This window comes from Paenibacillus sp. GM2 (assembly GCF_900069005.2).
Lineage (GTDB): Bacteria > Bacillota > Bacilli > Paenibacillales > Paenibacillaceae > Fontibacillus.
Map to the genome: position 1 here is coordinate 411,479 of NZ_LN831278.1, position 18,257 is coordinate 429,735.

Annotated in this window: 10 protein-coding genes and 1 riboswitch; of the genes, 6 read left to right on the plus strand and 4 right to left on the minus strand. The window is 50.9% G+C overall.

Annotated elements, in window-relative coordinates:
* The first annotated feature begins 5 nt into the window (after positions 1-5).
* The 4 genes from BN1360_RS08515 to BN1360_RS08530 are packed head-to-tail and all read left to right on the plus strand — an operon-like array spanning position 6 to position 7,734.
* Positions 6-890, plus strand: coding sequence for a carbohydrate ABC transporter permease (locus tag BN1360_RS08515; protein ID WP_068779434.1), 885 nt, complete (start codon positions 6-8; stop codon positions 888-890).
* Positions 891-938: 48 nt separating this feature from the next.
* Complete coding sequence (locus BN1360_RS08520; RefSeq protein WP_068779435.1) at positions 939-3,506, plus strand: glycoside hydrolase family 3 N-terminal domain-containing protein; 2,568 nt, start codon at positions 939-941, stop codon at positions 3,504-3,506.
* Positions 3,503-5,470, plus strand: a complete 1,968-nt coding sequence (locus BN1360_RS08525; RefSeq protein WP_068779436.1) for a beta-N-acetylhexosaminidase — start codon at positions 3,503-3,505, stop codon at positions 5,468-5,470. Before BN1360_RS08520 ends, BN1360_RS08525 begins: the two co-directional genes overlap by 4 nt.
* A gap of 2 nt (positions 5,471-5,472) precedes the next feature.
* Positions 5,473-7,734: a beta-glucosidase gene (locus BN1360_RS08530; protein ID WP_068779437.1), complete on the plus strand. Its 2,262-nt coding sequence runs from the start codon at positions 5,473-5,475 to the stop codon at positions 7,732-7,734.
* A gap of 191 nt (positions 7,735-7,925) precedes the next feature.
* On the opposite strand, the gene BN1360_RS08535 is transcribed toward BN1360_RS08530, so the two are convergent.
* Positions 7,926-9,026, minus strand: coding sequence for a C40 family peptidase (locus BN1360_RS08535; protein WP_068779438.1), 1,101 nt, complete (start codon positions 9,024-9,026; stop codon positions 7,926-7,928).
* A 240-nt stretch (positions 9,027-9,266) separates the two neighbouring features.
* Entirely contained in the window at positions 9,267-10,586 is a 1,320-nt protein-coding gene (locus BN1360_RS08540) for a hemolysin family protein (protein WP_068779439.1), read from the minus strand.
* A gap of 253 nt (positions 10,587-10,839) precedes the next feature.
* A riboswitch (purine riboswitch) is annotated at positions 10,840-10,939 on the plus strand.
* 55 nt (positions 10,940-10,994) lie between these two features.
* Here BN1360_RS08540 and BN1360_RS08545 point away from each other — a divergent pair.
* On the plus strand, positions 10,995-12,428 hold the full coding sequence (locus BN1360_RS08545; RefSeq protein ID WP_068779440.1) for an NAD(P)/FAD-dependent oxidoreductase: 1,434 nt from the start codon (positions 10,995-10,997) through the stop codon (positions 12,426-12,428).
* Positions 12,429-12,951: 523 nt separating this feature from the next.
* Positions 12,952-14,910, plus strand: a complete 1,959-nt coding sequence (pulA, locus tag BN1360_RS08550; RefSeq protein WP_068779441.1) for a type I pullulanase — start codon at positions 12,952-12,954, stop codon at positions 14,908-14,910.
* A 162-nt stretch (positions 14,911-15,072) separates the two neighbouring features.
* Here the strand turns inward: pulA and BN1360_RS08555 are convergent, their stop codons facing one another.
* Together BN1360_RS08555 and pgmB are read right to left on the minus strand one after the other, a co-directional pair.
* Complete coding sequence (locus BN1360_RS08555; protein ID WP_068779442.1) at positions 15,073-17,391, minus strand: glycoside hydrolase family 65 protein; 2,319 nt, start codon at positions 17,389-17,391, stop codon at positions 15,073-15,075.
* A 98-nt stretch (positions 17,392-17,489) separates the two neighbouring features.
* A complete protein-coding gene (gene pgmB, locus BN1360_RS08560) occupies positions 17,490-18,164 on the minus strand; it encodes a beta-phosphoglucomutase (protein ID WP_068779443.1) in 675 nt (224 codons plus the stop codon).
* Between the last annotated feature and the right edge of the window lie 93 nt (positions 18,165-18,257).

Below are 18,257 nucleotides of genomic sequence, written 5' to 3' on the forward strand. Positions count from 1 at the left end.
TTACTATGAAAAATGAATCCAGAGGCTTGCAATGGGCCGGTCATACAGTTTTGACGTTATTTTCGCTGGCGTGCATTCTTCCGTTTGTCCTGCTGTTTATTGCTTCGGTGACGGATGACCACACCATTGCCGTAGAAGGCTATTCTTTTTTTCCATCAAAGTTCAGCTTGAGCGCTTATGAGTATTTATGGCGAGAGTCGGCGCAGATTTTCCATGCCTATGGCATTACGATTTTGATTACAGTCGTCGGGACAACGGCCAGCTTGCTGATCACCTCACTGCTTGCATATCCGTTATCCCGAAAGGACCTGCCAGGCGGAACGGCAATAGCGTTCTTCGTGTTCTTTACCCTGCTGTTCAACGGCGGATTGGTACCGACTTATTTGGTATATACGCAAATCTTTGAAATTAAAAATACGCTGTTCGCTTTGTTAATTCCTTGGCTCCTGATGAACGGGTTCAACGTGATGCTGATGCGGACCTTCTTCACCACAACGATCCCGGCAGCGATTATCGAATCGGCCAGCATGGACGGTGCCGGGGAATTCAAAATGTACTATAAGATCATCCTGCCGCTGTCGCTGCCTATTCTGGCCACGGTTGGGATGTTCCAGGGACTCGCCTATTGGAATGATTGGAATAACGGGCTCATTTTCGTAACTGACCCGAAGCTGTTCAGTTTGCAAAATTTGCTCAATCGGATCATGAACGATATCCAGTATCTGACCCGCAACAGTCAAATGAATACGGGCGCAGCACTGGAGCAGCTGCCGACGGAAACCTTTCGGATGGCGGTAGCGGTGATCGGCGTCATTCCGATTTTGATCGCTTATCCGTTCTTCCAGAAGTATTTTGTCAAAGGGATGACCATCGGGGCTGTAAAAGGCTAATTCCAAAGAAATACGTTTCTACTAGGCAAATTAGAGGAGTGTGACGGCATGATAGGGCTTTGGCATGCTTTAGTGGATCAACCGCGCATGAAGCTGCAATTTAAAATCGAGAAAAAGGGTTCGTTTACGCTGGATGCAGTAATGGAGCCATTACCGGCACCGCTTAATTTTACTAGCGTGACCGCGCGGGGCAACCATATTCGAGGAACCGGCAAAGTGTTCTGGAATCCGGACGACGAGCTGGTGGTTGAGCTGGATTTTCAAGAGGATTCCTTCACGGGTCGGATTCATATTCCTTCTTTCGGGACAATTCCCCTCCAGGGATCGCGGGGAAGGGGCCCTTATATGGCCCTAAATTTAATTAATGAAGTGGCACCCTACCGAAAGAGCCATGTTAAGGAGCGAAGCGACAGGGAAATCCATGAAGCGATCGACCAACTGCTGGGGGCGATGTCGCTTGAAGATAAGGTTGGCCAAATGTGTCAATGCCAAGCTTCGAACTTCTCCTTTGGCAGCGATATCGTATCGGATCCGCCGGAGAAGCTGGTCGCTGAAGGCAGGGCAGGGTCGGTACTGGGCGCTTTCGATATTACCAGGGTATTCGAGCTGCAAAGAATAGCCGTCGAGCAATCGCCGCACAAGATTCCGCTGCTCTTCCATGCGGATATCATCCATGGCTCGCAGACAGCGTTTCCTATTCCGCTGGCTTGGTCCTGCAGTTGGGATATGGAGGCGATTAAACAAGCCTGTGCTATTGCAGCCAGGGAAGCGAGCGCTTCAGGTACGGTATACAATCATAGCCCTATGATTGATATCGCGCGTGATGCCCGCTGGGGCCGGGTTTCCGAAGGGGCGGGAGAAGATCCTTATCTGGGCTGCTTGATTGCCAAAGCCCAGGTGGAAGGGTATCAGGGCGACACTCTGTTTAGCGAAGAAACGCTGATTGCCTGCCTTAAACACTTTATTGCATACGGCGCAGCTGAAGCCGGACGGGATTACAATAGCGTGGATATTTCGGAGTCGACGTTGCGCAATGTGTACTTGCCGCCGTTTCAAGCTGCTTTGGAGGCGGGAGCAAGCTCGGTGATGAACGCGTTTAACATTTACCAGGGCGTTCCTGTCGCCGCCAATCGCTTCCTGCTAAAGGAACTTCTGCGGGAGGAACTTGGCTTTGACGGCGTTCTGATCTCCGATTACGGCTCAGTGGACGAAATCCGGGTGCACGGGCATGCGAAGGATGAGCAGGAAGCTGCGTATAAAGCGGTGCAAGCGACGATGGATATCGAGATGGTGACACGCTCCTACGATCGCTTGCCCCAACTGGTTCGTGAAGGAAAGCTCTCCGAGCAGCAAATCGACGATGCTGTCCGCCGCATTTTGTATTTGAAATACAAGACAGGCCTGATGGATGATCCGTTCCGCTACATTCGCCCGGAGAAAGAAATGGAGTACCACTTCAACGAAGCGCATCTGCAGGCCAGTCTGGAGCTGGCGCGTAAATCAATTGTATTGCTAAAAAATAAAGGCGTGCTGCCGCTTGCCAAGCATGCCGGCAAGATTGCGTTGATCGGGCCGTTTGCGGGCAGCAAGGATTTGCTCGGACCATGGCAGTTCTCCCGGTATGGCCATGAAACCGTCTCCTTGTATGAGGGAATGGCCGGGAAAGGAATTTCGGAGGAACGTCTCCTGTTCGCCCAAGGCAGCGGAGTAAACGAGCCGCTAGAGGGAGGGATTGAAGCCGCCGTATTACAGGCCCGTGAAGCCGATGTGGTTATTCTGGCGTTGGGCGAAAGCAGTGAAATGTCCGGCGAGGCGGCTTCTCGTATGGATATCGTCTTGCCGGAGCCGCAGCAGCGGTTGGCTGAAGCGGTTGTGGCGACAGGCAAGCCGGTTGTCCTGGTCCTGACCAATGGCCGACCGCTCGTGCTGAGCTGGTTCGAGCAGCATGTCGACGCCATCGTGGAAACCTGGTACCTCGGTTCTCAGGCTGGCCATGCGATTGCCGCTGTTTTGACGGGGGATTGCAACCCCTCCGGTAAACTGACTATGAGCTTCCCGGCGCGGATCGGCCAGGTTCCGGTGTATTATAACCACTTTAATACCGGACGCCCGTTGACGGAAGCCAACTATAATCAGAAATACATCTCCAAATATTTGGACGGCCCGAACGAGCCGTTATATCCTTTTGGGTTTGGTCTAAGCTATACGACCTTTGCTTATTCGGATATGAAGCTGGACCGCAATCATATGAAGGAAGATGAGACGATTCTGGCCTCGGTGAAGGTGACGAATACGGGGGCCACGGCTGGGGAAGAGATCATTCAGCTGTACATTCAGGATTGCTGCGGCAGCATTGTCCGCCCGGTCAAGGAGTTGAAAGGCTTTAGCAAAGTGGTCCTGGCGCCGGGAGAGAGCCGGGAAGTTAGCTTCCGGATTACGGAGGAGGCGTTAACTTATTGGACGCCGGAAGCTGGATATATGGCTGAACCGGGTCTATTCAAGGCTTATATCGGGTCCAGCAGCCGGGACGTATTGGAGGCTGCCGAGTTTGAATTGCTCGTGGCCGATAAATCGGACACACAAGTAAGTGAACGTGGAGGGGAAGCTGGCTTATGACACAAGAGCAGTCTTTGCGATTGTATCCGCAGCCGAGAGGGCTGCAATGGCTGGAAGGGGAGAAGAAGTGGACCTCCAGCATCGTTCTGGATACGCAGGGCGAAGCCGACGAGGCGGCTGAACGCGTGAAGCTTGCCTCCCGCTTGCAGGAAGCGTTCGCTGGCTCCGGGGACGATCCTGCTGCAGCCGGGCAGGCGATGACCTTGATCCGGGTGCGCAGCAGAGAGGAGCTTCATCCGCAGGGATATGTGCTGCAATGGGATGAGGCAGGCCTTCTGATGGAGTATGGCGGCGATGCGGGGTTGTTTTATGCGCTAGTTACCGTGGAGCAGTTGGTTTCCCGCGAAGGTAAGAACTGGAGATGTTTCCGGATCGAGGATGAACCCGACTTTCCGGTGCGCGGTTTTATGCTGGATATCGGACGGAACAAAATTCCGAAGCTTGGCGAACTTTATAAGTTGGTTGACCAGCTGGCGGAATTGAAGCTGAATCATTTGCAGCTGTATATGGAGGGTTACTGCTTTGAGATGGAGGCATACAAGGACGCCTTCCCGGGGAGCACGCCAATCACGGCAGAGGAACTCCGCGAGCTGGATGCTTATGCTGTGGAGCGGTTTATTGATCTGGTGCCAAACCAGAACTGCCTGGGACATATGGGAGAATGGCTGAACAAGCCGGAATTCCGCGAGCTTGCCGAGCATCCGGATGGCTTGCCGTTGCCCCAGGGGATTACGTTTCTGCCGACCACGCTGAACCCGGTTGATTCGCGTTCGATCGCATTGGTCCGAAATTTATTTGATGCCCTGCTGCCGCAATTTTCATCTTCTTATGTCAATATCAACATGGATGAGCCTTACGGCTTGGGCGCCGGGCAGAGCAAGGAGCGGTGCGATGAAATCGGCGCAGGACGGCTTTATATGGAGTATGCGGAGCAGGTGTTTGATCTTGTCCGCAGCCATGGCAAGAAGGTGTTAATGTGGGGCGACGTGCTTGCTTCACATCCCGAGGTCATGGAGCAGATTCCGGAGGATGTGACAATTCTCGACTGGAATTATGAGAGCAGCGTTTCCTTTGAGGGTCATTGCCGTGTGTTGGCGGAGCGGCAGATTCCGTTCTATGTGTGCCCGGGAACGAGCTCCTGGTCCTCCATTTCCGGAAGAACCGACAATATGCTGGATAACATCTCTGATGCGGCAATCCAGGGCCTTACATATGGGGCCGGCGGCCTGATTGTAGCGGACTGGGGAGATAACGGGCATTGGCAGGTTCCTGCGATCAGCTACCCGGGTATTACCTATGCGGCCGGTGTCAGCTGGCATGCGCAGCATCATTTGAAACAGACCGGGCTGATTGAAGATTACTTGACGGAAGCGGTATTTAGGGACGAAAGCGGCGAAGCCGGGCATCTGATGCTCGAACTGGGCCGATATTATCATTTGGAGAACAGTACAGTTGATAATTCCACTTATACAATGCATTTGCTGCTTCGTGGCCTTAAAACGCCGGAGCAATTTGCGGCAGAGCTGAACAGCTTCATTCGTATTTTCGCGGATCTGGGCGGACCTGGCGGCGAATTTAGGCTGGATTATCGGCATCATGAAATGCTGGAATGGCTTGTTCAAAGGAAGAAGCAGCTGGCAAGACTCCGGCTCCGGATGACCGAGGCGAATCTCGTGCTTGATGAATGGATGAATACATTGCGAATCATCGAACAAGGGATAGGGCTTCACCGTTATACACACCGAATTGACCTTCCAGATTCAAAGGCCGAAATCGAGCACCTGAGGGCGCTGGCGAAGCTGCTGGAGCTAACGATTGCGGAATTTGACCGGCTATGGCTTATCCGGAACCGGGAAGGCGGTTTAGTTACAAGTCATCGTGCTTTACACCAGCTGCAGGCTCAGTATCAAGAGCGGCTGAAAGAGCTTGAAGCTTTGCATTCAATTCACCAGAAAGGGGTCTGAAGATGGGGAAGCAGCGTAATCTGAAATCATTGATCGCACAAATGACACTGGAGGAGAAGGCCAGCCTCTGCTCCGGGCAAGATACATGGCACACTCAGGGGATCGAGCGGCTGGGGATTCCATCCGTGATGGTTACAGATGGTCCGCATGGTCTGCGTAAACAAAGGGGCTCTTCCGACCACCTTGGCCTGTTCGACAGCGTGCCTTCTACTTGTTTCCCTTCAGCGGCGGGGTTAGCGAGCTCCTGGAATCGGGATTTAATCGGCAAAATGGGAGAAGCACTGGGCAGGGAGTGCCAGGCGGAGAATGTCGCTATTTTGCTGGGGCCTGGTGTCAATATTAAACGTTCGCCGCTCTGCGGACGGAATTTTGAATACTTCTCGGAAGACCCGTACTTATCCGCGGAAATGGCGGCTCACCATATTCAGGGCGTACAAAGCCTAGGGGTAGGCACTTCGCTTAAACATTTTGCTGCTAACAATCAGGAACACCGTCGGATGACTTCCAATTCCGTGGTAGATGAACGGACATTGCGCGAAATTTACCTGGCCAGCTTTGAAGGGGCGGTCAAGCAAGCTCAACCGTGGACCGTCATGTGCGCTTACAACCAAGTGAACGGGGAATTTGCCGCAGAGAATCAGGAATTGCTGACCGATATTTTAAAAGACGAGTGGGGGCATCAAGGTTTTGTCGTGTCGGATTGGGGCGCGGTGAACGAGCGAGTTAAGGGCCTGGTCGCCGGATTGGAGCTGGAGATGCCCTCCAGCAACGGCGAGGGGACGACGCAAATTGTGGAAGCAGTGAAAAGCGGACAATTGCCCGAGGCCACGCTGGATGATGCCGTAGAGCGACTGCTTAACGTCATTTTCAAGGCTGTGAACCAAAGGAGGCCGGATGCAGCCTTCCAGCCGGAGGAACATCATCATTTGGCCCGGGAAGTCGCACGGGAAAGCATGGTGCTGTTGAAGAACGAAGACGACATCTTGCCTCTGAAGCGGAGCGGCAAGATCGCCATAATCGGCGCTTTCGCAGAGGAGCCGCGCTATCAGGGCAGCGGCAGTTCGCAAATCAGGCCGACCCGTCTGGATAATCCCATTGAAGAAATGAGCAAGCTGGCCGGGGCTGCGGCACTTATCTATGCGAAGGGATACGATTTGAAGGAGGAGGAGAGCAACTCTTCCCTGCTGCAAGAGGCGCTGAGTGCAGCCTCCGAGGCCACGGTAGCGGTGGTATTTGCCGGATTGCCGAGTCGATACGAGTCCGAAGGTTTTGATCGCGAACATCTGCGGATACCTCCGAACCAAGTAGCGCTGATCGAAGCGGTGGCCGGGATACAGAAAAATCTGGTGGTGGTGCTGAGTAACGGTTCTCCTGTCGAAATGCCTTGGCTCTATCAAGCCAAAGGAGTGCTGGAAGCTTATCTGGGCGGCCAGGCGTTTGGCGGTGCGATTGCCGACCTGCTGTTCGGGGAAGCCAATCCTTCCGGCAAGCTGGCTGAGACTTTCCCGGTTCAGCTGAGCGATAACCCGTCGTATTTATTCTTTCCGGGTGAAGGCGACCGGGTGGAGTATCGGGAAGGCTTGTTTGTTGGCTATCGATATTACGATAAGAAGCAGTTGGAACCGTTGTTTCCTTTTGGGTATGGGCTCAGCTATACGAGCTTTGAGTATTCGAATCTAACTGTGGATAAGAAGAATTTGTTGGATTCCGACCAGCTTCGCGTATCGGTGGACATCGAGAATACCGGTTTCCTTGCCGGAAGTGAAATTGTGCAGCTCTATATTCGCGATCCCGACAGCAGCGTCATCAGACCGGATAAGGAGCTTAAAGGCTTCGACAAGGTGGAATTGGCAGCTGGTGAGAAGAAGACGGTCACTTTTGAACTCGATCGCCGCAGTTTTGCCTATTATGATATAGAGATCAAGGATTGGGCGGTGGAGACCGGTACCTTTGAAATTCTGGTCGGCAAATCCTCTCGCGATATTGTGCTCTCGGAGACGGTTGAAGTACAGTCGACAACGGAGCGCAGTTCAAGATTCCATCGCAACTCCACGGTGGCCGATATGATGACGAGCGAGCCGGGCGCCGTGTTCATCAAGAAGTTTATGAGTATGCTTCCGTTTGCGTCCGCGATGGATCCGTCTCATTCAGAAATGTTGAAGGCATTCATGGAGTTTATGCCGCTGCGCGGCCTGGTCTCCTTCAGCGGCGGCAAGTTTACGGAGGAACAGCTGCATGATTTGCTGAAGCAGTTGAACAGCTAGGAGATCCTTTTATTTGTACTTGCGAGGGGATCGGCGCTTCTTATCTATTTGCAATGTTGTATTTGGCATAGAACGTGTAACATGTATTTTCTATATGGGCCCAAAGCAAAAACAACCGGAGGCTTTGCCTCCGGTGTTTTCTTGATTTCTTATTAGGAAGGCAACGCTTCCGATACAATTTTGATCTTATTCTAAAATACTCTTCGTGCGGTAACAAACCGCTTCTTCCAGGAATCGGAGAAATCCTCTAAACGAACACCGTATTTGACGGAGTAGGTGTGGAGCAGTTGGCCGTCGCCGGCATAGATGGCTACATGGCCGATGTCCAACCCCCGTGATTCGAAGAACAGCAAATCCCCTTTGCGGAGCTCATTCAGGCCAACTTCCCTGCCTTCCTTGGCTTGTTCATAAGAAACTCGCGGCAGATCGATCGATAGGATATCAGCAAAAACATGCTTGACGAACGACGAGCAGTCGAATGTTTGTGTCTGCTCTGACGAGGCGCCAAATTCATAAGGGGTGCCCAGATACTTCATGCCATAGGCGAGCAGCTCGTTCGCCTGTTCTTCCCGCAGGGCAGGACTTGAGTAGTCGGTATATTTGGGCTTGGCCGAAATATACCCGGTCCGGTTATCGGTCGTGCGTACCTCAATCCAGAATGGGGAGGCTTCGCGAACGACGTGGACCTTGTTCCCGGCGGGCAGCAAGTCCCCGGCAGCCTGGCTGTCCGCATTTGGTGCAGTGCGCAGATTGACGCCCCACAGGATACTGGTTTCGTAATTGATCGGCGGAGCAGAAGTGATTATAACGGTTTTGGTATCCGCCTCCCATTTCACCGAGCTGCCGAGCGCTTCGCTAACGAAGCGCAAAGGTACTAGCGAATATCCTCGTTCGATCTGCCCCGGGGCCGTCAGATTTATAGCTTGTCCGTTCAGCTGTGCGACCGAATCTCCGATGCGGTAAGTCAGCTTGGTCTCGTCTTTGGTGGCGGTAACTGTCTTGCTGCTTCCTTCCCAGGCCAGCTTAGCGCCTTGGGCTTCAAACAGTCCGCGCATGGGAACGAGTACGGTTCCGCGGACCAGGATCGGTTCGATCTCGAGCTGTAGTTGTTGCCCGTCCAGGTAAACCGATACTGGACTGGAAGCCGAACCGGTTGCAGGCCTGGCCGATGGATCGTTCCCAGGGCTGGTTGCAACCGTTGGGGCCGTGTTGGAGGATTCGGCATGCACGGGAGTCGAATAGAGCAGGGCCGCGGCCAGCAGAAGATAGAATACGCCTTTTTGTGTTGTCATGTTATTCATCACCTTGTTGTTAGTTGTTACTTAATTGGACGAAAGCGGATGGGGATAGTTGTGGTTCCAAATGATGGTAATTATAAACAGTATTGCACATAGCCCGAGGGAAGAGGGGCTAGAGTCTTTGGGGGATATGCCCCGCTTCAGGTTTGGCGGGGCCATAACCAAAAGGCCGACCCCCTGCTTATGAGACAGGGGGCCGGCCCAAATAGATAATGAATTTCTTAGTATACCCGGTCAGACTCCCGATTGCTCGGGAACCAGCCTAATGATCTCCAGTTTACGGAAGCGGTTTGGCTCTTTCTCAAGCAGCTTGAAGGTCAGTTCTTCATGCTCAAGGGTCTCGCCAACCTTCATCTCGGGATTCGTTCCGAACAGCCAGCCGCCAATCGTATCGACGTCCTCGGTGCTAATATCGGCCATGAATAGATCATTAATATGATTAATTGTCACCTTGCCATCGACGATAACATGGTTCTCATTGACCATTACGAGCGGTTGTTCTTCTTCCTTATCGAATTCGTCGCGAATTTCGCCGACGATCTCTTCGAGGATGTCCTCGATCGTTACGAGTCCGGCGGTTCCCCCGTATTCATCGATCAAAATCGCCATATGGGTACCCTCGCGCTGCATTCTCTGCAGCAATTCATTCACCGGAGTTACTTCCGATACAGCCATAGCAGGCTGCAGAATCGAGGCGATGTCCAGATCAGGGTTATCCTCGGAGGCAAGGAAGAATTGCTTCGTATTAATAAATCCGATAATGTTATCCTTATTCTCTCGTACGACCGGAAAACGCGTATATTGCTGTTCCTTGATAATGTCCAGATTCTCCCGGCGGGTTTTCTCTGTATATAAACACACCATATCGGTACGTGGCACCATTATTTCTTTGGCTAATAAATTATCGAAAGCAAATATTCGGTTTACATAGCCGTATTCGCTTTGATTGATCTTGCCGCTCTCGAAACTCTCGTTAATAATAATCTGCAATTCTTCCTCAGAGTGGGCTTCTTCATGCTCCGAGGCTGGTTTAATGCCAACCAATTTAACGAGCTGATTCGCTGATCCGTTCAAGGTCCAGATAAAAGGGCGCATGATCTTATTGAACCAGATAAGCGGTTTAGCCGTTAGCATAGCTACGGTCTCCGCCTTGCGGATTGCGATTGTCTTAGGGGCAAGCTCCCCGACGACAACATGCAAATAAGTGACGACAACAAATGCGATGATGAATGAAAGCACCTTGCTAATTGCATCAGGTATTTGGAGGCTGTGGAATAGAGGGTGCAAAATTCTTTCCACCGTGGGTTCCCCTAGCCAACCGAGTCCGAGAGCTGTGATCGTAATTCCAAGCTGACAAGCAGATAGATAGTCGTCCAGATGAGTTATGATCTGTTTGACACCAAGTGCCTTCTTATTCCCTTCCAGAATCATCTGATCTACTCTACTCTCTCTTACACGGACGATCGCGAATTCCACCGCAACGAAGAACGCCGTTAATGCGATCAGAATCGCCACCATAACCAAATTTAAACCCAATAGCCTGTCACTGTCCATTCTCTACATCTACTCCTTTTATTTATAAAATGATAAAAATGAATATCAATAATATTATATAATATCGTTCAATATTTTGCGAATTAACATGATAGATTATGGATTGGCCATTGATTAATGTTCGTGTTTTGGTTTGTAAAAAAGCGATTATGCAGATTTAAATATAGATTATGTGTCAAAATACGAATGTTATGACAAATTTCTTATTGACTTATTCGCGTGATTTGGTAAGCTGTAGTTGTTGATGAAAATCCGAATGCTTGGCACATGATTTCGTATATCCTCAATAATATGGTTTGAGGGTCTCTACAAGGAACCGTAAAATCCTGGCTACGATAGGTATGTTTCGTATACCTATTCATAGACACAGGATTTTTTGCTATTTTTCCGACTTCAGGAGGGACATATATGAGTAAATATGATGTGATCGTCGTTGGGGCAGGACCAGCCGGTATTTTTGCCTGCTATGAGCTTACAAGAAAGGCACCGCATTGGAAGGTGCTGCTGGTAGACAAGGGGCATGACATTTATCGCCGCCGCTGTCCGATTCTTGAGGAGAAGATTACGCTATGTCCGCCAGCAGCTGGACGTAAGGAATATGCTGGCTGCTTGCCTGCGTGTTCGATTACCGCCGGGTTTGGTGGAGCAGGGGCTTATAGTGACGGCAAGTTCAATATTACGACCGAATTTGGCGGATGGTTAAACGATTATTTACCCCAGTCCAAAGTGCTTGAGCTGATTAAATATGTGGATCAGATCAATCTGGATCACGGGGCGACCACGACGATCACGGATCCGACAACTGATGCTATCCGTAGCATTGAACGGCGCGGATATGCTGCCGGATTGAAGCTGCTTCGCGCCCAGGTACGCCATTTGGGGACAGAGCAGAATCTGGAAATATTGAAGTCCATTTATGAATATTTGCAATCCCGGATCGATATGCTATTCAAAGCGGAAGTTGAGGATATAGTTACTGTCAAACAGGACGGGCAACATCAGGTACAGGGCATTGTTTTGAAGAACGGCGAGGTGTACGAGGCAGAGCAGGTGATGATCGCCCCGGGGCGGGACGGCTCGGTGTGGTTGTCGGAAATATTGAAGAAGCGCAGATTAAAAATGACAAATAATCAAGTGGATGTCGGGGTGCGTGTGGAGACCTCAGACATTGTCATGCGGGAAATTAATGAACACCTCTATGAAGGAAAGTTTATTTTTAACACCTCGGTAGGGACCCGAGTTCGTACCTTCTGCAGCAACCCTTCCGGGCATGTGGTGGTCGAGAATCATACGGGAGTGATGGCGGCAAACGGCCATTCATATAAAGATCCGGCATTGGGCTCGGCGAACACCAATTTCGCCTTGCTGGTCTCCCATAAGTTCACCGATCCGTTTGACAAACCGAATGAATATGCGCGCGAGATTTGCAAGAGAGCAAATGACCTGTCCAACGGGGGAGTAATCGTTCAGAAATATGGCGATATTCTGCGCGGAAGAAGATCGACGGCCGGAAGGATCGCGGAAGGCTTCCTGGAGCCGACATTGAAAGAGGCAGTGGCCGGCGATCTGGGGCTTGTCCTGCCATATAATACGATGAAGAGCTTGATCGAAATGGTTGAGGCACTGGATAAAGTAACGCCGGGGATCGCTTCAGAGCATACGTTGTTCTACGGAGTTGAAGCGAAATTCTATTCCGCGCGTCCGAAGCTCTCGGAGGGGCTGGAGACGGAGATCAGCGGCTTGTTCTGCGGCGGGGATGGGGCTGGAATTACCCGTGGCCTGGCGCAGGCCGGGGCTGCCGGGGTTTGGATCGCCCGTAATATGATGGAGAAGCTGAACTAGTCTGGCCGAAGTGACAATCCAACTTTTTAAGGACCGTCATTCACTGGGAAGCAGGTGAAGGGGGTCCTTTTTGCATACTGAAAAACAATAAACTGAATTCAGGCGATGAAAGGTTGATCTCAGCAAAGCTCCGTGGAGCGGTCGCCAGGGATGTCCATCCTGTCAAATTGTTGGCCCTGCTTGATCTTCCGCTTAAAGACTTATATAAATTTGCATAGCTGAACATGCTAACTACACTGGCGATTAGCAACGGAAGCAAGGCAAAGCCGATGGGGATGCGGCGGTTTAACAACATATTTGTGCAAACGATTGCTCAAAGTGTGAAACGATGCTAGAATGCATGATATACAGTCTTTTGGACAACCTGTCAGGTAACTATGAGGTGCAGCCGATTCCTTGCCGGACAGGCCGTGAAGGTGGCGGAACGTTTTAGGGATTTGTTGCCATATGATACATTGGCATCTGATATACCTTTCTCGATTTTCTCGCACTTTCACACTTTCATGAGATAGGAGTGAAGCCAGTGTCGGTACAGAAGGAAATGGACATAGTTGCGGATTATGGGGATCTAGCTGTAACGAATGGGATTTCTGTGTTTGATCCTAAATTTGACGAGATGTTCTACTATGATGGCGATGATCTTGGGGTTACCTACACACCGGAGCAGACGACGTTCGGATTGTGGGCCCCCACTGCCTCTGAGGCAAGCGTGATGATCTATGATAGCTGGGATGGAGCGCTTATCGAGCGCAAGCCAATGGTTCGTGACGTTCGTGGGACCTGGGTCCTTACGGTGAATGGGAATTGCAATCACTGGTATTATACGTACGGCGTGCAGGTCGGCAGTCAGTGGAATGAAGCGGTGGATCCCTATGCCAAAGCGGTTGGCGTCAATGGAGATCGCGGGGTAGTGCTCGATCCGGGCAGTACGCAGCCGCGGCGCTGGACGGAAGATAGGCCTCCGTTGGCGGCGCCGGTTGATGCGGTGATCTATGAGCTTCATGTTAAGGACTTATCGATTCACCCGCAGAGCGGAAGCAGCTATCCCGGAAAGTACCTTGGTTTGGCGGAGAGGGGGACGACGGGACCGGATGGAATACCCACAGGGCTTGATTATATTTCTGGACTGGGTGTAACCCATGTGCAGTTGCTGCCGGTATATGATTACGCAACGGAGAGCGTAGATGAGACGAAGCCGGAGCTTCCGCAATATAATTGGGGGTATGATCCGAAAAATTATAATGTCCCGGAAGGATCTTATGCTACAGACCCTTATTCCCCGGATCTCAGAATCAGAGAGCTGAAGCAGATGATTCAGGCGCTGCATGATCGCGAAATCCGGGTCATTATGGATGTTGTGTACAATCACGTTTATGACGGATACTTGGTCAACTTCAGCAAGCTCGTTCCCGGTTATTATTTGCGTTATAAAGAGGATGGGACTTTTTCTAACGGCAGCTTCTGTGGAAATGAATGCGCTTCGGAACGAAAAATGATGTCTAAGTTCATCGTCGATTCGGTCGTATATTGGGCGCAGGAGTATCATATGGACGGCTTCCGCTTTGATCTGATGGGGCTAATGGATATCGCTACGATGAATGAGATCAGGCGTCGCCTCGATGAAATCGATCCTTCGATTATGATGATCGGAGAAGGCTGGGGGATGGATACGGTACTGCCGGAGGCTCAGCGTGCCAATCAGAGCCATGCCGCGCTTCTCCCGCGGATTGGCCAGTTTAATGATGGCTTTCGGGATGCGGTGAAGGGCGATATTTTTGTATATGGCCTGGAGGGATTTGTTAGTCTGGGTCGCGGCTTTGAGGAGAAGGTGAAGCGGGGGATTGTCGGCGGAATCAAGTACGAAGGTGCAATTTTGCAGTATGCTATTGAGCCGGATCAGACAGTCAATTATGTAGAATGCCATGATAACCATACATTATGGGATAAGCTAGTGCTGTCTACGGATGGATATACGGATGAGGAGCGTCGCAGCATGCACCGGCTCGCTTCGGCGATAGTCTTAACGAGCCAAGGCATTCCGTTTATCCACGCTGGCCAGGAGTTCATGCGTACGAAGCAAGGGGTAGAGAACAGCTACAAATCCCCGATTGAGATCAATCGGATGGATTGGCAGCGCTGTGCTGAACGCCAGAGCGATGTCCTGTATATGTGCAGCCTGATTAAGCTGCGTCAGTCGCACCCGGCCTTCCGCTTGAGAACGGCACGCGAGATCAGAAGGCATCTCCATTTCGAACAAGCGCCGGAGCATGCCATCGCGTATACCTTGCGCAATCATGCTGGCGGTGATCCGGATCGTCATTTATATGTTCTGTACAATGCGAATCCAGAACCGGCTACACTTGAGCTTCCAGAGCTTGGGGATTGGGAAGTGCATTTCGGCAATGAGCTTGTCATTTCCTTGAAGCAGCGGCGGATTCAAGTTCATGGAGCAGGTATGGTTGTACTTGCCGTCCATGATTAGTACTAGAGATTGTACAGAAGTCCACCTTTGATGAGAACAGCGCTCGCGGTCATTTAAGGCCGGGCGCTTGCGTATACAGAGGTCGGTTTTTGAATAGGCATGATGAGTAAAAAAGGGTCATTCCTGAAGGCAAGATTCAGGAATGACCCTTTAAGTTTATCTTTATAAGTTGGCCGAAGCGTTCTGATGCTTGATTTCGCCATGTCCGTCTACGGTGTAGCTAGTGTCATACACGCAGATTGCCGCAGGAACATCAGTCTCATTAACGACATGAATGCTGTCTCCGGTTACGTTCACCTTCAAGCGTGAATTACGGAACATCACTTTGAACGAGAAATTATCCCAATGGGAAGGTACAAAAGGACGCAGCATCAATTCACCATCAACGACACGTAGCCCGCCGAAGCCTTGGACAATGGACATCCAGGTGCCTGCCATGCTGGTCGTATGACAGCCGTCTTCGGTATCATTATTATAGTTGTCCAGATCAAGTCTGGCCGTGCGCAGATACATCTCGTAGGCCTTTTCCTGGTAGCCGAGCTCGCAGGCGATAATAGAATGCACGCAAGGGGACAGGGAGGACTCATGCACCGTCATCGGCTCGTAGAAATCGAAGTTGCGTTTTTTCGTATCGAGATCATAACGGTCGCCAAGGAAATACAAGCCCTGCAGCACGTCCGCCTGCTTAATGAAGCAGGAGCGCAAAATACGGTCCCAGGACCAGTTCTGGTTGATCGGCAGATTTCCGGCCGGAAGGTCCTTCACAGCGATCAGCTCTTTATCCAGGAAGCCGTCTTGCTGCAGGAATACACGACGTTCTTCATCGTAAGGATAGTACATATTGTCGATGATATGCTGCCATTGCTTCGTCTCTTCTTCCTGCAAATCAAGCTTGGCGATCAGAGCCTGATATCTGTCCGGCTCATTCGCCTTCAGGTATTCAAGGACCTCCAGCGTATATTCGAGCGTCCAGACGGCAATCCGATTTGTATACCAGTTGTTGTTGACGTTGTTCTCGTATTCGTTTGGTCCGGTAACGCCGAGCATGACATATTTGTTCTTGGCCTTGGAGAAGTTCACGCGCTGCTCCCAGAAGCGGGATATTTCAGCCAGCACTTCAAGCCCGTATTGGCCCAGATAGGTAAAGTCTCCGGTGTAATTCACATAGTTATAGATCGCATAGGCAATCGCCCCATTCCGGTGAATTTCCTCAAAAGTAATCTCCCATTCGTTATGGCACTCCTCGCCGTTCATCGTGACCATCGGGTAGAGGGCGCCTTTGGTGAAGCCAAGCTTCTTCGCATTCTCTTTGGCCTTCTCCAGATGCTTGTAGCGATAGATCAAGAGATTGCGGGCGATATGGGAATCCGCGGTACTTAGATAGAAAGGAATGCAGTATGCTTCTGTATCCCAATAAGTGCTTCCGCCGTACTTTTCACCAGTGAAGCCTTTCGGGCCGATGTTGAGACGGTCATCTTCACCGCTATAGGTCTGATTCAACTGGAAAATATTAAAGCGGATCGCCTGCTGCGCCGAGACATCGCCTTCGATAATAATATCGCTGTCTCTCCATTTATCCGCCCATCCGTCAGCCTGTTCGCTGAGCAGGGTATCGAAACCGGCTTGTTTGGCTGCCGTGAGCAGGTCTTTGCCGGCCGCAACCAAATCGCCAAGCCCATGATCACGAGAGGTCACATTAGCTACATACTTGAATAAGGTAATCGGCTCATTGGCATGCGCCTCAACGCTGACTTCACCGGCCACATATTTTTCCTTCTCGCTAACGGCGGCCTGGATATCCAACCTGGAACCATTCTTGAAAATGTCAAAAGACATCACCGAGGTCACATGGAAGTCCAGCTTTTTCGTCTTCACCGTCAGATAATAAAGCTCAGGCTCGGCAGCTCTCTCAACCTCCAGCCAGAATTTCTCCTCATAGTTGGAGTCCTTATTTTGCACATCCCCGTCAAGATAAGGTTCTAGCATAATTGTTCCGTTAAAATTGAGCGGTGTTACCGTATAGCGAATCGCCCCGATCTCATGGCGTTTGACACTGACAAAGCGAACCGCTTCTACCGCTACTTCTTTGCCGTCCTTCAGTACAGCTGTAAAACGGCGGGACAGATAACCTTCCTTCATGTTCAGTTCACGTACGAATTCCTTGACCTCGCACTCCGCCAGATCCAGCTCAACGCCATTGATCATGACATGGATTCCGATCCAGTTCGTACTGTTCAATACTTTGGCAAAATACTCCGGGTACCCGTTCTTCCACCAGCCCACGCGGGTTTTGTCCGGATAATACACACCTGCCATGTAACTACCCTGCAGGCTTGCGCCGCTGTATTGTTCTTCGAAATTGGCACGTTGTCCCATATATCCGTTACCGATGCTGAAGATACTCTCGGATATTTCGTGGTTTTGCGGATCGAAGGACTCTTCGATAATGGACCATTCATCTAATTTTAAATATTGCTTCACGGTGATCTTCTCCTTTTCATAACAGTCATTTATATGTTTAATGAGTGGTGAACAAAGCTATGCATGATATCAAGTAGCGCTTAAGCTCGCCCATGCTCCTACTCCTGGGTTCCTACAGCTTGTTCTAGCTGATCCAAACGCTCCACGGTCATCTCGGCAAGGGAAGCGATCACGAAGTCAGCCTGATTAAGCGTCGCTGGTGATCCGATGCCAATGCAATTCATGCCAGCGCGGCGCGCTGCTTCAATCCCGGCTTCGGCGTCTTCGAAAACGACGCAGTTATCTGGGGATATGCCAAGCTCCTGAGCTCCCAGCAAGAACACTTCAGGATCAGGTTTCGCATTTGAGGTGCGTGTGCCATCGATGATGGCATCGAAATAAGGGGTCAGCCCTGTATTGTTCAGGATGATCATTGCATTTTTACTGGCTGAACCCAAAGCGGTCTTAAGTCCGTTCTCCCGACAGGCTTGCAGATACTCCATCGCTCCTGGGAGGATTTCCGTATGATCCATCCGGGATATCGATTCAACATACCAATCGTTCTTGCGTGCGGCCAGCTCCTGCTTCTTAGCATCCTCCAATGTGAGCTTCCCAATACTTAGCAAAATGTCAAGCGAGGCCATGCGGCTCACACCTTTTAATCGTTCGTTGTCCTGCTCCGTAAAATCGAAGCCCAGCTCATTGGCCAGCCGCTTCCAGGCTAAATAGTGATATTTGGCGGTGTCGACGAGAACGCCGTCCAGGTCGAACAGACAGGCTTGAATGTGATTCATCTTATCTCCTCCTGCAATGAATAGTGAATAATGGGTAGTGGGTAGTAAATAGTTGAATAGCAATTGGTGAAAAGAGAAAAGTGTAAAGCGAAA